34 protein-coding genes are annotated in these 16,623 nt (G+C 42.6%); all 34 read left to right on the top strand.

The features are described 5' to 3' along the window. Window positions 1-6: 6 nt before the first annotated feature. The gene (gene rplC / locus ACTHSW_RS07960; RefSeq protein ID WP_107769524.1) at window positions 7-651 is read left to right on the top strand and encodes a 50S ribosomal protein L3; all 645 of its coding nucleotides are present in this window, start codon (window positions 7-9) and stop codon (window positions 649-651) included. Further along, a complete protein-coding gene (gene rplD / locus ACTHSW_RS07955) occupies window positions 651-1,271 on the top strand; it encodes a 50S ribosomal protein L4 (protein WP_003684798.1) in 621 nt (206 codons plus the stop codon). Before rplC ends, rplD begins: the two co-directional genes overlap by 1 nt. Then, window positions 1,268-1,582 (top strand): 50S ribosomal protein L23, encoded by a 315-nt coding sequence (gene rplW, locus ACTHSW_RS07950; RefSeq protein WP_002243944.1) that lies wholly within the window; start codon window positions 1,268-1,270, stop codon window positions 1,580-1,582. The genes rplD and rplW overlap by 4 nt, the downstream gene beginning before the upstream one ends. 5 nt (window positions 1,583-1,587) lie before the next feature. Then, window positions 1,588-2,421, top strand: coding sequence for a 50S ribosomal protein L2 (rplB, locus tag ACTHSW_RS07945; RefSeq protein ID WP_003684813.1), 834 nt, complete (start codon window positions 1,588-1,590; stop codon window positions 2,419-2,421). Between the two features lie 5 nt (window positions 2,422-2,426). Then, window positions 2,427-2,705 (top strand): 30S ribosomal protein S19, encoded by a 279-nt coding sequence (gene rpsS / locus ACTHSW_RS07940; RefSeq protein WP_002215422.1) that lies wholly within the window; start codon window positions 2,427-2,429, stop codon window positions 2,703-2,705. Window positions 2,706-2,713: 8 nt separating this feature from the next. After that, on the top strand, window positions 2,714-3,043 hold the full coding sequence (gene rplV / locus ACTHSW_RS07935) for a 50S ribosomal protein L22 (protein ID WP_003749277.1): 330 nt from the start codon (window positions 2,714-2,716) through the stop codon (window positions 3,041-3,043). Window positions 3,044-3,052: 9 nt separating this feature from the next. Further along, window positions 3,053-3,745 (top strand): 30S ribosomal protein S3, encoded by a 693-nt coding sequence (gene rpsC, locus ACTHSW_RS07930; RefSeq protein WP_003684753.1) that lies wholly within the window; start codon window positions 3,053-3,055, stop codon window positions 3,743-3,745. Then, window positions 3,729-4,145 carry a 50S ribosomal protein L16 gene (rplP, locus tag ACTHSW_RS07925; RefSeq protein WP_003684741.1) on the top strand — a complete coding sequence of 139 codons (417 nt, stop codon included), beginning with the start codon at window positions 3,729-3,731 and terminating at the stop codon, window positions 4,143-4,145. The genes rpsC and rplP overlap by 17 nt, the downstream gene beginning before the upstream one ends. Beyond that, window positions 4,145-4,336, top strand: a complete 192-nt coding sequence (gene rpmC, locus ACTHSW_RS07920) for a 50S ribosomal protein L29 (protein ID WP_070461286.1) — start codon at window positions 4,145-4,147, stop codon at window positions 4,334-4,336. The genes rplP and rpmC overlap by 1 nt, the downstream gene beginning before the upstream one ends. Then, window positions 4,336-4,599, top strand: coding sequence for a 30S ribosomal protein S17 (rpsQ, locus tag ACTHSW_RS07915; protein ID WP_003684766.1), 264 nt, complete (start codon window positions 4,336-4,338; stop codon window positions 4,597-4,599). The genes rpmC and rpsQ overlap by 1 nt, the downstream gene beginning before the upstream one ends. A gap of 227 nt (window positions 4,600-4,826) precedes the next feature. Then, window positions 4,827-5,195: a 50S ribosomal protein L14 gene (gene rplN, locus ACTHSW_RS07910; protein WP_002215434.1), complete on the top strand. Its 369-nt coding sequence runs from the start codon at window positions 4,827-4,829 to the stop codon at window positions 5,193-5,195. A gap of 11 nt (window positions 5,196-5,206) precedes the next feature. Next, window positions 5,207-5,530 (top strand): 50S ribosomal protein L24, encoded by a 324-nt coding sequence (gene rplX, locus ACTHSW_RS07905; RefSeq protein ID WP_003684754.1) that lies wholly within the window; start codon window positions 5,207-5,209, stop codon window positions 5,528-5,530. A 9-nt stretch (window positions 5,531-5,539) separates the two neighbouring features. Then, window positions 5,540-6,079, top strand: coding sequence for a 50S ribosomal protein L5 (rplE, locus tag ACTHSW_RS07900; RefSeq protein WP_003684750.1), 540 nt, complete (start codon window positions 5,540-5,542; stop codon window positions 6,077-6,079). Between the two features lie 2 nt (window positions 6,080-6,081). Then, a complete protein-coding gene (gene rpsN / locus ACTHSW_RS07895) occupies window positions 6,082-6,387 on the top strand; it encodes a 30S ribosomal protein S14 (protein ID WP_003684736.1) in 306 nt (101 codons plus the stop codon). 14 nt (window positions 6,388-6,401) lie between these two features. Next, window positions 6,402-6,794: a 30S ribosomal protein S8 gene (rpsH, locus tag ACTHSW_RS07890; protein ID WP_003684738.1), complete on the top strand. Its 393-nt coding sequence runs from the start codon at window positions 6,402-6,404 to the stop codon at window positions 6,792-6,794. A gap of 13 nt (window positions 6,795-6,807) precedes the next feature. Then, the gene (rplF, locus tag ACTHSW_RS07885; RefSeq protein ID WP_070461285.1) at window positions 6,808-7,341 is read left to right on the top strand and encodes a 50S ribosomal protein L6; all 534 of its coding nucleotides are present in this window, start codon (window positions 6,808-6,810) and stop codon (window positions 7,339-7,341) included. Between the two features lie 13 nt (window positions 7,342-7,354). After that, window positions 7,355-7,708 carry a 50S ribosomal protein L18 gene (rplR, locus tag ACTHSW_RS07880; protein WP_003749287.1) on the top strand — a complete coding sequence of 118 codons (354 nt, stop codon included), beginning with the start codon at window positions 7,355-7,357 and terminating at the stop codon, window positions 7,706-7,708. 17 nt (window positions 7,709-7,725) lie between these two features. Then, window positions 7,726-8,244 carry a 30S ribosomal protein S5 gene (rpsE, locus tag ACTHSW_RS07875; RefSeq protein ID WP_003684704.1) on the top strand — a complete coding sequence of 173 codons (519 nt, stop codon included), beginning with the start codon at window positions 7,726-7,728 and terminating at the stop codon, window positions 8,242-8,244. After that, window positions 8,237-8,422, top strand: coding sequence for a 50S ribosomal protein L30 (gene rpmD / locus ACTHSW_RS07870; RefSeq protein ID WP_003684808.1), 186 nt, complete (start codon window positions 8,237-8,239; stop codon window positions 8,420-8,422). The genes rpsE and rpmD overlap by 8 nt, the downstream gene beginning before the upstream one ends. A gap of 1 nt (window position 8,423) precedes the next feature. After that, the gene (gene rplO, locus ACTHSW_RS07865) at window positions 8,424-8,858 is read left to right on the top strand and encodes a 50S ribosomal protein L15 (protein ID WP_070461284.1); all 435 of its coding nucleotides are present in this window, start codon (window positions 8,424-8,426) and stop codon (window positions 8,856-8,858) included. A 13-nt stretch (window positions 8,859-8,871) separates the two neighbouring features. Then, on the top strand, window positions 8,872-10,185 hold the full coding sequence (secY, locus tag ACTHSW_RS07860; RefSeq protein WP_070461283.1) for a preprotein translocase subunit SecY: 1,314 nt from the start codon (window positions 8,872-8,874) through the stop codon (window positions 10,183-10,185). 4 nt (window positions 10,186-10,189) lie between these two features. Then, window positions 10,190-10,408: a translation initiation factor IF-1 gene (infA, locus tag ACTHSW_RS07855; protein ID WP_003684714.1), complete on the top strand. Its 219-nt coding sequence runs from the start codon at window positions 10,190-10,192 to the stop codon at window positions 10,406-10,408. Window positions 10,409-10,426: 18 nt separating this feature from the next. Next, window positions 10,427-10,540 carry a 50S ribosomal protein L36 gene (gene rpmJ, locus ACTHSW_RS07850; RefSeq protein WP_003697674.1) on the top strand — a complete coding sequence of 38 codons (114 nt, stop codon included), beginning with the start codon at window positions 10,427-10,429 and terminating at the stop codon, window positions 10,538-10,540. Between the two features lie 67 nt (window positions 10,541-10,607). After that, window positions 10,608-10,970, top strand: coding sequence for a 30S ribosomal protein S13 (gene rpsM, locus ACTHSW_RS07845; RefSeq protein WP_003749295.1), 363 nt, complete (start codon window positions 10,608-10,610; stop codon window positions 10,968-10,970). Between the two features lie 19 nt (window positions 10,971-10,989). Continuing rightward, window positions 10,990-11,385 carry a 30S ribosomal protein S11 gene (gene rpsK / locus ACTHSW_RS07840; RefSeq protein WP_002216249.1) on the top strand — a complete coding sequence of 132 codons (396 nt, stop codon included), beginning with the start codon at window positions 10,990-10,992 and terminating at the stop codon, window positions 11,383-11,385. Between the two features lie 19 nt (window positions 11,386-11,404). After that, entirely contained in the window at window positions 11,405-12,025 is a 621-nt protein-coding gene (rpsD, locus tag ACTHSW_RS07835) for a 30S ribosomal protein S4 (protein ID WP_003749296.1), read from the top strand. Window positions 12,026-12,050: 25 nt separating this feature from the next. Next, window positions 12,051-13,037, top strand: a complete 987-nt coding sequence (locus ACTHSW_RS07830; protein WP_003684706.1) for a DNA-directed RNA polymerase subunit alpha — start codon at window positions 12,051-12,053, stop codon at window positions 13,035-13,037. A 24-nt stretch (window positions 13,038-13,061) separates the two neighbouring features. Beyond that, window positions 13,062-13,436 (top strand): 50S ribosomal protein L17, encoded by a 375-nt coding sequence (gene rplQ / locus ACTHSW_RS07825; RefSeq protein ID WP_003684792.1) that lies wholly within the window; start codon window positions 13,062-13,064, stop codon window positions 13,434-13,436. Between the two features lie 216 nt (window positions 13,437-13,652). Next, window positions 13,653-13,871: a hypothetical protein gene (locus tag ACTHSW_RS07820; protein WP_070461282.1), complete on the top strand. Its 219-nt coding sequence runs from the start codon at window positions 13,653-13,655 to the stop codon at window positions 13,869-13,871. Then, complete coding sequence (locus ACTHSW_RS07815) at window positions 13,868-15,208, top strand: replication initiation factor domain-containing protein (RefSeq protein WP_070461281.1); 1,341 nt, start codon at window positions 13,868-13,870, stop codon at window positions 15,206-15,208. Before ACTHSW_RS07820 ends, ACTHSW_RS07815 begins: the two co-directional genes overlap by 4 nt. Window positions 15,209-15,229: 21 nt before the next feature. Next, window positions 15,230-15,541: a hypothetical protein gene (locus ACTHSW_RS07810; protein ID WP_070461280.1), complete on the top strand. Its 312-nt coding sequence runs from the start codon at window positions 15,230-15,232 to the stop codon at window positions 15,539-15,541. A gap of 17 nt (window positions 15,542-15,558) precedes the next feature. Further along, window positions 15,559-15,762 (top strand): hypothetical protein, encoded by a 204-nt coding sequence (locus ACTHSW_RS07805; protein ID WP_070461279.1) that lies wholly within the window; start codon window positions 15,559-15,561, stop codon window positions 15,760-15,762. A 238-nt stretch (window positions 15,763-16,000) separates the two neighbouring features. Further along, window positions 16,001-16,243 (top strand): hypothetical protein, encoded by a 243-nt coding sequence (locus ACTHSW_RS07800; protein ID WP_440373830.1) that lies wholly within the window; start codon window positions 16,001-16,003, stop codon window positions 16,241-16,243. 19 nt (window positions 16,244-16,262) lie between these two features. Next, a complete protein-coding gene (locus ACTHSW_RS07795; protein ID WP_440373829.1) occupies window positions 16,263-16,571 on the top strand; it encodes a hypothetical protein in 309 nt (102 codons plus the stop codon). The last annotated feature ends 52 nt before the right edge of the window (window positions 16,572-16,623 follow it).

The raw sequence follows: 16,623 nt of genomic DNA, 5'->3' as shown, positions 1-16,623 counted from the left end.
ATAATCATGACTTTAGGTCTGGTTGGACGCAAAGTTGGTATGACTCGCGTGTTCGATGAACAGGGTGTTTCTGTTCCGGTAACCGTTTTGGATATGTCTGCCAACCGCGTTACACAAGTGAAATCCAAAGATACTGACGGCTACACTGCTGTACAAGTTACCTTTGGTCAGAAAAAAGCTAATCGTGTCAACAAAACTGAAGCCGGTCACTTTGCTAAAGCAGGTGTTGAAGCTGGTCGCGGTTTGGTTGAGTTTGCTTTGACTGAAGAAAAACTGGCTGAATTGAAAGCCGGTGATGAAATTACCGTTTCTATGTTTGAAGTTGGTCAATTGGTAGATGTAACCGGTACCTCTAAAGGTAAAGGTTTCTCTGGTACGATCAAACGTCATAACTTCGGTGCTCAACGTACTTCCCACGGTAACTCCCGTTCTCACCGTGTTCCTGGTTCTATCGGTATGGCACAAGACCCTGGTCGCGTGTTCCCTGGTAAACGTATGGCAGGTCAATACGGTAACACTAAAGCAACTGTTCAAAAATTGGAAGTTGTACGTGTTGATGTTGAACGCCAACTCTTGTTGGTTAAAGGTGCTGTTCCGGGTTCGGTTAACAGCGACGTCGTGGTTCGTCCTAGCGTGAAAGTAGGTGCGTAATGGAATTGAAAGTAATTGACGCTAAAGGACAAGTATCTGGCAGCTTGGCTGTTTCTGATGCTTTGTTTGCTCGTGAATACAATGAAGCTTTGGTTCACCAACTGGTTACTGCTTACTTGGCAAATGCCCGTTCTGGTAATCGTGCTCAAAAAACTCGTGCCGAAGTAAACCACTCTACTAAAAAGCCATGGCGCCAAAAAGGTACCGGTCGTGCTCGTTCCGGTATGACTTCTTCTCCGCTGTGGCGTAAAGGTGGTCGTGCATTCCCAAACAAACCTGACGAAAACTTCACTCAAAAAGTGAACCGTAAAATGTATCGTGCCGGTATGGCGACTATTTTATCCCAACTGGCTCGTGATGAACGTTTGTTTGCAATCGAAGCATTGACTGCTGAAACTCCTAAAACCAAAGTTTTTGCCGAACAAGTGAAAAACTTGGGTTTGGAGCAAGTTCTGTTTGTAACTAAACAGCTCGACGAGAATGTTTACTTGGCTTCACGCAACTTGCCTAACGTATTGGTTTTGGAAGCTCAACAAGTTGATCCTTACAGCTTGCTGCGTTACAAAAAAGTCGTTATCACTAAAGATGCAGTTGCACAATTAGAGGAGCAATGGGTATGAATCAACAACGTTTGACTCAAGTAATCTTGGCACCTATCGTTTCTGAAAAAAGCAACGTATTGGCTGAAAAACGTAACCAAATGACGTTTAAAGTTTTGGCAAATGCAACCAAACCTGAAATTAAAGCGGCTGTTGAGCTGCTGTTCGGCGTTCAAGTTGCAGACGTTACTACTGTTACCATTAAAGGTAAAGTTAAACGTTTTGGTCGTACTTTAGGTCGTCGCAGCGATGTTAAAAAGGCTTATGTAAGCCTGGCTGCCGGTCAAGAGTTGGATTTGGAAGCCGCTGCTGCAGCTGCAGATAAGGAATAAACAAAATGGCAATCGTTAAAATGAAGCCGACCTCTGCAGGCCGTCGCGGCATGGTTCGCGTGGTAACAGAAGGTTTGCACAAAGGTGCACCTTATGCACCTCTGCTGGAAAAGAAAAATTCTACTGCCGGTCGTAACAACAATGGTCATATCACTACCCGTCATAAAGGTGGTGGCCATAAACATCATTACCGCGTTGTAGATTTCAAACGTAACAAAGACGGTATCCCTGCGAAAGTAGAGCGTATCGAATATGACCCTAACCGTACTGCATTTATCGCACTGTTGTGCTATGCAGATGGTGAGCGTCGCTACATCATTGCTCCTCGTGGTATTCAAGCAGGTGCAGTATTGGTTTCCGGTGCTGAGGCTGCTATCAAAGTGGGTAACACTCTGCCGATCCGCAATATTCCTGTTGGTACAACTATTCACTGTATCGAAATGAAACCAGGTAAAGGTGCGCAAATTGCGCGTTCTGCTGGTGCTTCTGCGGTATTGCTTGCAAAAGAAGGTGCTTACGCACAAGTTCGTTTGCGTTCTGGTGAAGTACGCAAAATTAGCGTAAATTGCCGTGCAACTATCGGTGAAGTTGGTAACGAAGAACAAAGCCTGAAAAAAATCGGTAAAGCTGGTGCTAACCGCTGGCGTGGTATTCGTCCGACCGTTCGTGGTGTTGTAATGAACCCTGTTGATCACCCACATGGTGGTGGTGAAGGCCGTACTGGTGAGGCTCGCGAACCGGTTAGCCCATGGGGTACTCCTGCTAAGGGCTACCGTACTCGTAATAACAAACGCACGGATAACATGATTGTTCGTCGTCGTTACTCAAATAAAGGTTAATTAGTATGGCTCGTTCATTAAAAAAAGGCCCATATGTAGACCTGCATTTGCTGAAAAAAGTAGATGCTGCTCGTGCAAGCAACGACAAACGCCCAATTAAAACTTGGTCACGTCGTTCTACCATTTTGCCTGATTTTATCGGTCTGACTATCGCTGTTCATAACGGTCGCACTCACGTGCCTGTGTTCATCAGCGACAATATGGTTGGTCATAAATTAGGTGAGTTCTCATTGACCCGTACCTTTAAAGGCCACTTGGCTGATAAAAAGGCTAAAAAGAAATAAGGTGAATCATGAGAGTAAGTGCACAACATAAAAACGCCCGTATTTCAGCTCAAAAAGCTCGTTTGGTGGCTGATTTGATTCGTGGTAAAGACGTTGCCCAAGCTTTGAATATCTTGGCATTCAGCCCTAAAAAAGGTGCTGAGCTGATTAAAAAAGTATTGGAATCAGCAATCGCCAATGCCGAGCACAACAATGGTGCTGACATTGACGAACTGAAAGTGGTAACTATCTTTGTTGACAAAGGCCCAAGCTTGAAACGTTTCCAAGCTCGTGCCAAAGGTCGCGGTAACCGCATCGAGAAACAAACTTGTCATATTAATGTGACAGTGGGCAACTAAGGAAAAGCTATGGGACAAAAGATTAACCCTACAGGCTTTCGCCTGGCGGTAACTAAAGACTGGGCTTCAAAATGGTTTGCTAAAAGCACCGACTTTTCTACTGTTTTGAAACAAGATATTGATGTTCGTAACTACTTGCGTAAAAAACTGGCTAATGCTTCAGTTGGTCGCGTAGTGATCGAGCGTCCTGCTAAATCTGCACGTATTACCATTCACTCTGCTCGTCCAGGTGTGGTTATTGGTAAAAAAGGTGAGGATATTGAAATCTTGAAGCGTGACTTGCAAGCTTTGATGGGTGTGCCTGTTCATGTAAATATTGAAGAGATTCGTCGTCCTGAATTGGATGCACAAATCATTGCTGATGGTATTGCCCAGCAGCTTGAAAAACGTGTTCAATTCCGTCGCGCTATGAAACGTGCAATGCAAAATGCAATGCGTTCTGGTGCTAAAGGCATCAAGATCATGACTTCAGGCCGTTTGAATGGTGCAGATATCGCTCGTAGCGAATGGTACCGTGAAGGTCGTGTGCCTTTGCATACTTTGCGTGCGAACGTAGATTATGCAACTAGCGAAGCACACACCACTTATGGTGTGCTGGGTCTGAAAGTTTGGGTTTATACAGAAGGTAATATTAAATCTTCTAAACCTGAGCATGAGAAGAAACAAAGAAAGGCAGGTGGACGTAATGCTGCAGCCAACTAGACTGAAATATCGCAAGCAACAAAAAGGTCGTAATACCGGTATTGCTACTCGCGGTAACAAAGTAAGTTTCGGTGAGTTCGGTTTGAAAGCCGTAGGCCGTGGTCGTTTGACTGCCCGCCAAATCGAAGCTGCTCGTCGTACTATGACTCGTCATATTAAACGTGGCGGTCGTATTTGGATTCGTGTATTCCCTGATAAACCAATTACTGAGAAACCTATCCAAGTTCGTATGGGTGGCGGTAAAGGTAATGTGGAATATTACATTGCTGAAGTTAAACCAGGCAAAGTATTGTACGAAATGGACGGTGTTCCTGAGTCTTTGGCTCGTGAAGCATTTGAATTGGCCGCTGCCAAATTGCCTATTCCTACAACCTTTGTAGTAAGACAGGTGGGTCAATAATGAAAGCAAATGAATTGAAAGACAAATCTATTGAGCAATTAAACACTGATTTGTTGGACTTGTTGAAAGCTCAGTTTGGCTTACGCATGCAAAATGCAACCGGTCAGTTGGGTAAATCTAGCGAGTTGAAACGTGTACGTCGCGATATTGCTCGTATTAAAACCATTTTAACTGAAAAAGGTGCTAAGTAATGAGCGAAGCTAAAAATGTTCGTACTTTGCAAGGCAAAGTGGTAAGCGACAAAATGGACAAAACTGTTACAGTATTGGTTGAGCGTAAAGTTAAACATCCTCTGTACGGTAAAATTATTCGTTTATCAACTAAAATCCATGCTCATGATGAAAACAATCAATATGGCATTGGTGATGTAGTGGTAATCGAGGAATCTCGTCCTTTGTCAAAAACCAAGTCTTGGGTTGTAAAAGAATTGGTTGAGAAAGCGCGTACTGTTTGATTTAAAACACAGTAATGTAGCTTAATAAGAAACGAAGTCTTGCAGCAAAGTTAATTTGCGTGTAAACTTCGTTTCTTATCTTCCAGCTTCTTATGGAAGTTTCTCTCCCTTCGGGATCCAAGACTGGTTTACTAGAACCGTGATGGTTTCATTTAATAAGCAGCTTAAAGTAAGGTGCGAGTTATATGAAAGTGGTAAATTAAGTTGGTTAATTTAAAGGTACTAATATGATTCAAATGCAGACCATCTTAGATGTGGCTGATAACTCTGGTGCGCGTCGCGTAATGTGCATCAAAGTATTAGGCGGATCTAAGCGTCGCTACGCTTCTGTTGGCGATATTATTAAAGTTGCAGTTAAAGATGCAGCCCCACGTGGTCGTGTCAAAAAAGGTGATGTATACAATGCGGTAGTTGTTCGTACTGCTAAGGGTGTGCGTCGTCCTGATGGTGCGTTAATTAAATTCGATAACAATGCTGCTGTGTTGTTGAATAATAAACTTGAACCTCTGGGTACTCGTATTTTTGGTCCGGTAACCCGTGAATTGCGTACTGAGCGATTTATGAAAATCGTTTCATTGGCGCCTGAAGTATTATAAGGAATAGCGCGATGAATAAAATCATTAAAGGCGATCAGGTTGTAGTGATTACTGGTAAAGATAAAGGTAAGCAAGGTCAAGTAGTTCGAGTATTGGGTGATAAAGTTGTTGTTGAGGGTGTTAATGTTGTAAAACGCCATCAAAAACCTAATCCAATGCGTGGTATTGAGGGTGGTATTATTACTAAAGAAATGCCTTTGGATATTTCTAATATTGCAATCCTGAATCCGGAAACTAATAAAGCAGACCGTGTTGGTATTAAGCTGATTGAAAATGAAGGCAAAGTTAAACGCGTTCGTTTCTTCAAATCAAATGGCTCTATCATTGGAGCATAAGGAGATAACATGGCTCGTTTGAGAGAGTTTTATAAAGATACAGTTGTTCCTGAATTGGTTAAACAATTTGGTTACAAATCAGTAATGGAAGTTCCACGTATTGAAAAAATCACCTTGAATATGGGTGTAGGTGAAGCTGTTGCTGATAAAAAAGTTATGGAGCACGCTGTTTCTGATTTAGAGAAAATTGCTGGCCAAAAACCAGTTGTTACTGTTGCTCGTAAATCTATCGCAGGTTTTAAAATCCGTGATAACTATCCAGTTGGTTGCAAAGTAACTTTGCGTCGTGATCAAATGTTTGAATTTTTAGATCGTTTGATTACTATTGCATTGCCTCGCGTACGTGACTTCCGTGGTGTAAGCGGTAAATCATTTGATGGTCGTGGCAATTACAATATGGGCGTTCGCGAGCAAATTATTTTCCCGGAAATTGAATACGATAAAATCGATGCTTTGCGTGGTTTGAATATTACTATTACAACTACTGCAAAAACTGATGAAGAAGCGAAAGCTTTGTTGTCACTGTTCAAGTTTCCGTTTAAAGGATAATCATGGCTAAGAAAGCACTTATTAATCGTGAGCTGAAACGTCAAGCATTGGCGAAAAAGTTTGCAGCTAAACGTGAGGCAATTTTCGCTGTTATTAATGATGCTAATGCGACTGAAGAAGAACGTTTTGAAGCACGTTTGAAATTTCAATCCATTCCTCGTAATGCAGCACCTGTACGTCAACGTCGTCGTTGTGCTTTAACAGGTCGTCCTCGTGGCACTTTCCGTAAATTTGGTTTGGGCCGTATTAAAATCCGTGAAATCGCTATGCGTGGCGAGATCCCTGGTGTTGTTAAAGCTAGCTGGTAATAGGAGTATAAATAATGAGTATGCATGATCCTATTTCCGATATGTTGACTCGTATTCGCAATGCGCAACGTGCTAATAAAGCAGCAGTTGCCATGCCTTCTTCTAAACTGAAATGTGCAATTGCAAAAGTTCTGAAAGAAGAAGGTTATATCGAGGATTTTGCGGTTTCTGCTGATGCAAAACCGGTATTGGAAATTCAATTGAAATACTATGCAGGTCGTCCTGTGATTGAGCAAATTAAACGTGTTTCACGTCCAGGTTTGCGTATTTACAAAGCATCAAGTGAGATCCCTAGCGTAATGAATGGTTTGGGTGTCGCTATTGTTAGTACTTCTAAAGGTGTAATGACTGATCGCAAAGCCCGTTCTGAGGGTGTTGGTGGTGAGTTGTTGTGCATCGTAGCCTAGTGGAGAAAAGTAAATGTCACGCGTCGCAAAAAACCCAGTGACTGTTCCTACTGGTGTAGAAGTAAAATTCGGAACAGATGCATTGGTTATCAAAGGTAAAAACGGTGAGTTGTCTTTTCCTTTGCATTCCGATGTTGCTATTGAACTGAACGATGGTAAATTGACTTTTGCTGCAAAAAATGACAGTAAGCAGGCTAATGCTATGTCTGGTACTGCTCGTGCATTAGTTAATAACATGGTTAAGGGTGTTTCTGAAGGTTTTGAGAAAAAACTTCAATTGATTGGTGTGGGTTATCGTGCCCAAGCTCAAGGTAAAGTTTTGAACCTGTCTTTGGGTTTCTCTCATCCAATCGTATATGAAATGCCTGAAGGTGTTTCCGTTCAAACTCCTAGCCAAACAGAAATCGTTTTGACTGGTGCAGATAAACAAGTGGTTGGCCAAGTCGCTGCTGAAATTCGTGCATTCCGTTCTCCTGAGCCTTATAAAGGTAAAGGTGTTCGTTATGTAGGTGAAGTAGTAGTGATGAAAGAAGCCAAGAAAAAATAATTGAGGTTCACTAATGGATAAACATACAACCCGACTCCGTCGTGCACGCAAAACCCGTGCGCGTATTGCGGACTTGAAAATGGTAAGATTATGTGTGTTCCGCAGCAATAATCATATTTATGCTCAAGTAATTAGTGCTGAAGGTGATAAAGTATTGGCTCAAGCCTCTACATTGGAAGCTGAAGTACGTAGTAGCCTGAAATCAGGTAGCAACGTTGAAGCAGCAGCTGTAGTTGGTAAGCGTATTGCTGAAAAAGCTAAAGCAGTGGGTGTTGAAAAAGTTGCTTTTGACCGTTCAGGTTTCCAATATCACGGTCGTGTGAAAGCTTTGGCTGAAGCTGCACGTGAAAATGGTTTAAGCTTCTAATATTTGGAGACTTTCAGATGGCAAAACATGAAATTGAAGAACGCGGTGACGGCCTGATTGAAAAGATGGTCGCAGTTAATCGCGTGACTAAAGTAGTTAAAGGTGGCCGTATCATGGCTTTCTCTGCACTGACTGTTGTTGGTGATGGTGATGGTCGCATCGGTATGGGCAAAGGTAAATCAAAAGAAGTACCAGTTGCTGTTCAAAAAGCAATGGATCAAGCTCGTCGCTCTATGATTAAAGTGCCTTTGAAAAACGGTACTATTCATCATGAGGTTATTGGTCGTCATGGTGCTACTAAGGTATTTATGCAACCTGCTAAAGAAGGTAGCGGTGTGAAAGCTGGTGGTCCAATGCGTTTAGTATTTGATGCTATGGGTATCCATAACATTTCAGCTAAAGTACATGGTTCTACTAATCCTTACAATATTGTACGCGCTACATTAGACGGTTTGTCTAAACTGTATACCCCTGCTGATATTGCTGCAAAACGTGGCTTGACAGTAGAAGATATTTTGGGAGCTAACCATGACTGAGCAAAAAAAGATTAAAGTTACATTGGTTAAGAGCCTGATCGGTACAATTGAATCTCATCGTGCATGTGCTCGTGGTTTGGGTTTGCGTCGCCGTGAACATACTGTAGAGGTTTTGGATACCCCTGAAAACCGTGGTATGATCAATAAAATCAGCTACTTGTTGAAAGTGGAGTCTTAATATGTTTTTGAATACTATTCAACCTGCTGAGGGTGCTACTCACGCTAGTCGTCGTGTAGGCCGTGGTATTGGTAGCGGCTTAGGTAAGACAGGTGGTCGTGGTCATAAAGGTCAAAAAAGCCGTTCTGGTGGCTTCCACAAGGTAGGTTTTGAAGGCGGTCAAATGCCTTTGCAACGTCGTCTGCCGAAACGTGGTTTCAAATCTTTGACTGCAGCCGCTAATGCTGAAGTTCGTTTGAGTGAATTGAATCTGATTGCTGTTAACGAGATTGATGTCTTGGTTCTTAAACAAGCTGGTCTGATTCCTGCAACTGCTTCTAATGTAAAAGTTATTGCTTCTGGTGAAATCTCAAAAGCGGTTACCTTGAAAGGTGTAAAAGCTACTAAAGGTGCTAAAGCTGCTATTGAAGCTACCGGTGGTAAAGTAGAAGAATAAGGCTTGCACTACAGTGGCTAATCAACAATCTTTATCAGGATTATCCAAATTTGGTGATCTGAAAAAACGTCTGGTGTTCCTTTTAGGTGCTTTGGTCGTTTTCCGTATTGGTGCTCATATACCGGTACCGGGCGTAGATGCTGTTGCATTAGCTAAGTTATACGAAGGCGCTGCAAACGGCATATTCGGAATGTTAAATATGTTCTCGGGTGGTTCGTTGGAGCGCTTTAGTATATTTGCAATAGGTATCATGCCTTATATTTCATCGTCGATTATTGTTCAGCTTGCTTCTGAAATTGTTCCTTCTTTAAAAGCTTTAAAGAAGGAAGGTGAGGCTGGTAGGAAAATAATTACGAAATATACTAGGTATGGGACGGTATTATTGGCTGTATTGCAAAGCTTTGGTGTTGCAACATTTGTTTATCAACAAGGTGTTGTTGTAACGAGTTCGCTTGAGTTTCATATTTCTACAGTAGTCTGTTTGGTTACAGGTACTATGTTTCTAATGTGGTTAGGGGAACAAATTACCGAGCGTGGTATTGGTAATGGTATTTCTTTAATTATTACAGCAGGCATTGTATCGGGTATCCCATCCGGTATTGTTCGGTTGTTAACTTTGACTGAACAAGGCTCTATGAGTATGTTGATGGCGGTATCAATTGTGATTGGTATTTTGCTGTTGATCTATGCTGTAGTTTATTTTGAGAGTGCTCAGCGTAAAGTTCCTGTGCATTATGCTAAAAGACAGTTTGGCTCTGGAGTGATGCCGGGACAAAGCATTCATATGCCGTTCAAGCTAAATATGGCAGGTGTTATTCCTCCTATTTTTGCTTCCAGTATTATTTTATTTCCATCTACACTTTTAGGTTGGTTTGGTTCAAATAGTACGAATTCTGTTCTTCATAAGGTTGCTGCAATGCTGCAACACGGACAGCCTTTATATATTGTATTATTTGCCACAACTATCATCTTTTTCTGCTATTTCTATACTGCTTTAGTATTTAGCCCTAAAGAGATGGCTGAAAATTTGAAGAAGAGTGGTGCATTTGTGCCAGGTATTCGCCCAGGTGAGCAAACCTCTAGATATTTGGAAAAAGTGGTACTGAGACTGACATTATTTGGTGCTTTGTACATTACTACAATCTGTCTGATACCTGAATTTTTAACGACAGCATTGAAGGTTCCTTTCTATTTAGGTGGAACATCTTTGCTTATTTTGGTTGTCGTTACAATGGATTTTAGGACGCAAATCAATTCGTATCGAATGAGTAGTCAGTATGAAGACTTGATGAGTCGTCCAGATATGAAATCTTTGTCACGTAAGTAGGCTTATGGCTAAAGAAGATACCATACAGATGCAGGGTGAAATCCTTGAGACTTTGCCCAATGCAACATTTAAAGTAAAACTGGAAAATGATCATGTAGTACTTGGTCATATATCTGGCAAAATGCGGATGCACTATATCCGTATTTCTCCAGGTGATAAGGTAACAGTTGAATTAACTCCTTATGATTTAACCCGTGCTCGGATTGTTTTCCGAGCAAGATAAACGATAAAAGGAAATAAAATGCGTGTACAACCTTCTGTAAAGAAAATTTGTCGCAATTGCAAGATTATTCGTCGTAATCGTGTAGTTCGCGTAATTTGTACTGACCCACGTCACAAACAACGTCAAGGTTAAGAAGCTAGTTTTCTTAACTATTGATTTTGTGGTATAGTGACATAATTTGCCCTAAAAAGGAAAAAATATGGCTCGTATTGCAGGGGTAAATATCCCTAATAATGCCCATATCGTAATTGGCCTTCAGGCTATTTATGGTATTGGTGCGACTCGTGCTAAATTGATTTGTGAGGCAGCAAATATTGCTCCTACTACTAAAGCAAAAGATTTGGACGAGGCTCAATTAGACGCTTTGCGTGAGCAAGTTGCTAAATATGAAGTTGAAGGTGATTTGCGTCGTGAAGTAACGATGAGCATTAAACGACTGATGGATATGGGTTGCTATCGTGGCTTCCGTCATCGTCGTGGCTTGCCTTGTCGTGGTCAACGCACTCGCACAAATGCCCGTACCCGTAAAGGTCCGCGCAAAGCGATTGCCGGTAAGAAATAAATTTTAAGGAATTTGATTAATGGCTAAAGCAAACACAGCTTCGCGTGTACGTAAAAAAGTACGTAAAACCGTAAGCGAAGGTATTGTGCACGTTCATGCATCTTTCAACAATACCATCATTACAATCACTGACCGTCAAGGCAATGCATTGTCTTGGGCTACCTCTGGCGGCGCTGGTTTTAAAGGTTCTCGTAAAAGTACACCATTTGCAGCACAAGTTGCAGCAGAAGCAGCTGGTAAAGTTGCCCAAGAGTATGGCGTTAAAAATTTAGAAGTCCGCATTAAAGGCCCTGGCCCTGGTCGCGAATCTTCTGTACGTGCTTTAAACGCTCTTGGTTTCAAGATTACCAGCATTACTGACGTTACCCCGTTGCCTCATAACGGTTGCCGTCCGCCTAAAAAACGTCGTATTTAATATTGGAGTGATTTAAAACATGGCACGTTATATTGGCCCTAAATGTAAATTAGCACGTCGCGAAGGTACGGATCTGTTTTTGAAGAGTGCACGTCGCTCTTTGGATTCAAAATGTAAAATGGATTCTGCACCTGGTCAGCACGGTGCGAAAAAACCACGTTTGTCAGACTACGGTTTGCAATTGCGTGAAAAACAAAAAATCCGTCGTATTTATGGCGTGTTAGAACGCCAATTCCGTCGTTACTTTGCGGAAGCTGATCGTCGTAAAGGTTCTACCGGTGAATTGCTGTTGCAATTGCTGGAGTCCCGTTTGGATAATGTCGTTTATCGTATGGGTTTTGGCTCTACCCGCGCTGAAGCACGTCAATTGGTTTCTCACAAAGCTATCGTCGTAAACGGTCAAGTTGTTAATATCCCTTCTTTCCAAGTTAAAGCAGGTGATGTTGTAGCTGTTCGTGAAAAAGCTAAGAAACAAGTACGTATCCAAGAAGCATTGAGCCTGGCTACTCAAATTGGCTTGCCAAGCTGGGTGTCTGTTGATGCCGACAAATTGGAAGGCGTATTCAAAAATATGCCGGATCGCTCAGAATTGTCTGGCGATATTAATGAACAGCTGGTGGTAGAGTTCTACTCTAAATAATGCTAGCTCAATGAGGGACAGTTAAATGCAAAATAGCACAACCGAATTTTTGAAACCTCGTCAAATCGATGTAGATACTTTGTCTTCCACTCGGGCCAAGGTGTCTATGCAGCCATTTGAACGTGGTTTTGGTCATACTTTAGGTAATGCTTTGCGTCGTATCTTACTGTCATCCATGAATGGCTTTGCCCCAACTGAAGTAGTTATTTCCGGCGTATTGCACGAATACTCTACTATTGATGGTGTTCAGGAGGATGTTGTTGATGTTCTCTTGAACATTAAAGGTATCGTATTCAAGCTTCACGGTCGTAACCAAGTTCAGTTGACTTTGAAAAAAACAGGTGCCGGTGCAGTTGTAGCCGGTGATATTGATTTGCCACACGATGTGGAAATTATCAATCCTGAGCATGTTATTTGCCACTTGGCTGACAATGGCCAAATTGACATGGAAATTAAAGTAGAGCAAGGTCGTGGTTATCAATCTGTTTCAGGCCGTCGCGTATTGCGTGATGAGAACAAACAGATTGGTGCGATTCAGTTGGATGCGAGCTTTTCGCCCATCAGTCGTGTTAGCTTTGAAGTTGAACCTGCACGCGTAGAGCAACGCACGGATTTGGATAAATTGGTTTTGGATATTGAAACCAATGGTTCTATTGATCCGGAAGAGGCTGTACGTAGTGCCGCACGTATCTTAATTGACCAAATGTCTATTTTTGCAGATCTGCAAGGTACTCCGGTTGAAGAGGTTGAAGAAAAAGCGCCTCCTATCGATCCTATCTTGCTGCGTCCTGTAGATGATTTGGAATTAACCGTACGTTCAGCTAATTGTCTGAAAGCTGAAGATATTTACTATATTGGCGATTTGATTCAACGTACTGAAACCGAGCTTCTCAAGACCCCTAATTTGGGTCGTAAATCTTTGAATGAGATCAAAGAAGTGTTGGCCTCTAAAGGTCTGACATTAGGTTCTAAATTAGAAGCTTGGCCGCCTGTAGGCTTAGAAAAGCCGTAAGTTTGAAGATTAAAGGATAATGACATGCGTCATCGTAATGGCAACCGCAAATTAAACCGTACTAGCAGCCACCGTGCTGCGATGCTGCGCAATATGGCGAATTCCTTGTTGACTCACGAAACCATCGTGACAACTTTGCCTAAAGCAAAAGAATTGCGCCGCGTAGTTGAGCCCTTGATTACCTTGGGCAAAAAACCTTCTTTGGCAAACCGTCGTTTGGCTTTTGACCGCACTCGCGATCGTGATGTTGTAGTTAAATTGTTTGACGAATTGGGTCCACGCTTTGCTGCTCGTAACGGCGGCTATGTTCGTGTACTGAAATACGGTTTCCGTAAAGGCGACAATGCTCCTTTGGCATTGGTTGAATTGGTTGATAAAGCAGCTGATTCTGCTGAATAAGCACATTAATATGAAAGCACTACCTGTTTAGGTGGTGCTTTTTTATTTGGATGGCCCCTTTCTCATTTCGCAGTGCTACAATAAACAGCGACTGATTATGTTGTGTCTCAGAGTTGTAGCTCCCTTATATATTTCGCTCCATCGAGGGGCGCAATTTTTTACACTTCTTATAGAACTTTAAGCCCCTTTAACTCTAGCCAGTGAAGGGGCTTTCTTATGTGCATCGCATTTTATACAGTCAATTCAGATAGTTTTTACAGTTTTGAAGAACAAAGAGCCGTTATCGTCCGCGTTTTCAAAGATGATGAGCTTGTAGAAACCGTTTCATTTCCTATTACAAATCCCAAACAAAAATATAAAACAGAAAAACAGGCTGAAGAGTATGGCCGTCTTGCTGTCCGTTCTATTTTGAACCAATGGGAGGCAGACGCATGAGAGCCGAAGAGAGAGCAGAAACGGCGGGGGCGTGTGGGGGCGCGCCTTGCGCGCCGCAAACGGCCACGCCGTTGAATGCCCCCCCTAGGCTAATAGGGGGGGAGCAAAAAAAACCTAATCCACAAAGTGGGGAGCAAACCGAAAAAACCGATCAAGTCGAATTTGAATATTTTTCCCAATACGTAACCGACGGAAAAGGCCGTTTGATAGAAATTCCGCTAAGACGCGGTAGGGAAGACGGCGCATTCATCGACCAGATCACATTTACGATACATGAGGAATCCATACCCAAAGTAACCCAAAAAGCCTATGTAACAGACGCAGAGTACCTCACAAAGTACAGCGAACTGCTGCAAGAGATTCTAGGCTTCGGCATCAGTGCCAAACTGCCTTACAAAGGCAAATTCTTCTATCAATCCTGTTATCAGCTCGGCCCGAAAAACGTTGAGTACGGCAAAGTTCACTACGGCGGCCAAAGAGAAACAATACTTGTAGAGTTGAACGGCACCGGATGCACCGCAGCTAAACCCGGTTGGGAAAACAGGCTTTATGAATTTCTGCAAAAGTGTGTCCGGCCAAAAATAACAAGGGTTGACGTAGCACATGATTTTTTCAATGGAGAGTACACGCCCGAGCAGGCTTTAACCGGTCACGATAACGGCCTTTTTGACTGCCACAACGTCCGCCCGAAAAGCGAATGTAAAGGCGTTTCTTGGAGACACGAAGATGGCAGCGGCAAAAGCTTCTATATCGGCAAACGCGGCAACGCCAAATACACCCGGATTTATGAAAAAGGCAAGCAGTTAGGCGATAAATCAAGCCCTTGGGTTCGATTTGAAACAGAGTTCAGAAACGGAGATATAGAAGTACCATTAGACATATTGATTCACGCCGGTGCGTATCTTGGCGGAGCGTATCCCGTCTGTGAACAGATATTCAAATGCGAAGCCAAGCGCATGGATTCAACGGTTAAAGAGGTCAATCTCACGTTTGAACACAAACAATTTTACGCAAGGCAGCAAGTCGGCAAATGGGTCAATTTTTTAAAAGATATCGGTTGGTCGGCTGAAGAAATCGTCAAAGATTTGACTAAAGGCATTGAAGGCTATCCCAAAGGTCTCCAGCCAGAAGAGTACGACAGCAGCACAGCCAGCGCTTTTTATATCCATGAAGAGCAAAAAGCCATAAACGACCTGAATATCGAAGTCTTAGATTTTGAATTAAATCAGGCAGTGCAATACGAGTATCCGCAAGACATGCAGAAACAGCATGAGCGCGATTTTGACAAAGAGCAGTATCAAATATCAGATCAGTTAGAAGACTGGAAATATTTATAAAACCAAAGAAAGGCTATAACCATGTTTGATCAAGTACAAGTAACCACATACCCCGCCACGCTCCTGGGCGCTAAACAGTTTAAAGGCGAGATTGACGGCAACAAAATCGACACCTGTACCGTACTTGTCGCCAGCCCCATGCCCGCCAACGGCAATAGCGTAGGCTTTACCGCTGCCAGCATGAAATTTGGCGAAAGCCACAATTTCGATCGGCTGAAAAACCTCAAATTCCCCTGTTCCGTAAATGTAACCGTCTCAATGGAATCTACCGGCAAAGGCTTAGTACCCAAGCTGCTTGATTTTGAAGTGAAAGGCGTGGCGCCCAAAGCCTAAGGCAGAAAGGCCGAAATATGAGCAGGTATCAGCAAAAATTTATCGTTCAGGAACTGGAAAACTATGAATTCATCTGCCCCGATCAGTTTGGCGACATCGGATTTACCCAAAATCTGAAAGAAGCCGGACAGTATGAAAGCTATGAAGACGCATTCAATGCCGGATTAGAAGAGATTGGCGGACATTTTCAGGTTTTCAGCTTCTACATCAGAGAAGAATAAAAGTTAACAGGCTCGGCGGGCGGTCTGTCAAACCTTCACATAGCCCGCAACAATCAAGGAATAATTATGAACAGTAATAAATTACCCCTATCATTTAAATTAAGTTTGGTCGGGTTGGTTTTCTTTTTGATTATCTTGTTCGTATCAGTGTGGTTCTTATACGGATAAACCAATTCAAACGATTTCAGGCCGTTTGAATACATTTTGAAAGCCTGAATAACTTGTTTAAAGGAAAATTATGAAACTCCTTAATGTAGCAAAAAAATATGGCAATAAAGTTATTGCTGTAACAGCCTTGACAACCGCTTCCGCTTTGGCTTCTGCCGAAGGCGTAGATTTGTCAGGTATTGGTACGACCGCTGCCGCTGAGATTGCAAAATTTGCCGTAATGGTATCAGCAATCGGTGCTGCCGTTCTGTCGGTTATTGTGTTGATGCAAGGCTTCCGTATGGCCTTCAGCATGGTTAAAACAGCCAAGTAAGAACTAGGAAGGGGAAAGTATGGGTTATAGAGTTGGTCAGCAGTGTTTCAATAATTTGGAACAGGCACACGATTATCTTTTATCCCAGCTTTCCCCTACCGTTACCCAAGACGGAAAAATCATCCGTCCGGTAAAAAACGGCAAAAACTGGTATCTCGAAAACCAACAAATAAACTTGAGCTTCCCCCAATGCGATATTACAGAGCAGATACAGTTAGGCGCGCTGACAGCAGCCCCGATTATCGGCCTGTTTACTCTGATATTCGGCATACGCATGATTAGAAAGCTGATTGAATCCATGACAAGCGTAGGTAACGGTGATGATTGATTTTTGGTTTTTATACGGCTTTGGCGCGGTCTGTATCACCGCTTTTTTGTTC

The organism is Neisseria sp. P0008.S004, from assembly GCF_051962755.1.
Classification (GTDB): Bacteria; Pseudomonadota; Gammaproteobacteria; order Burkholderiales; family Neisseriaceae; genus Neisseria; species Neisseria subflava_A.
Note: the sequence above shows the minus strand (reverse complement) of the source record. Positions and strands in the feature narration are given on the sequence as shown.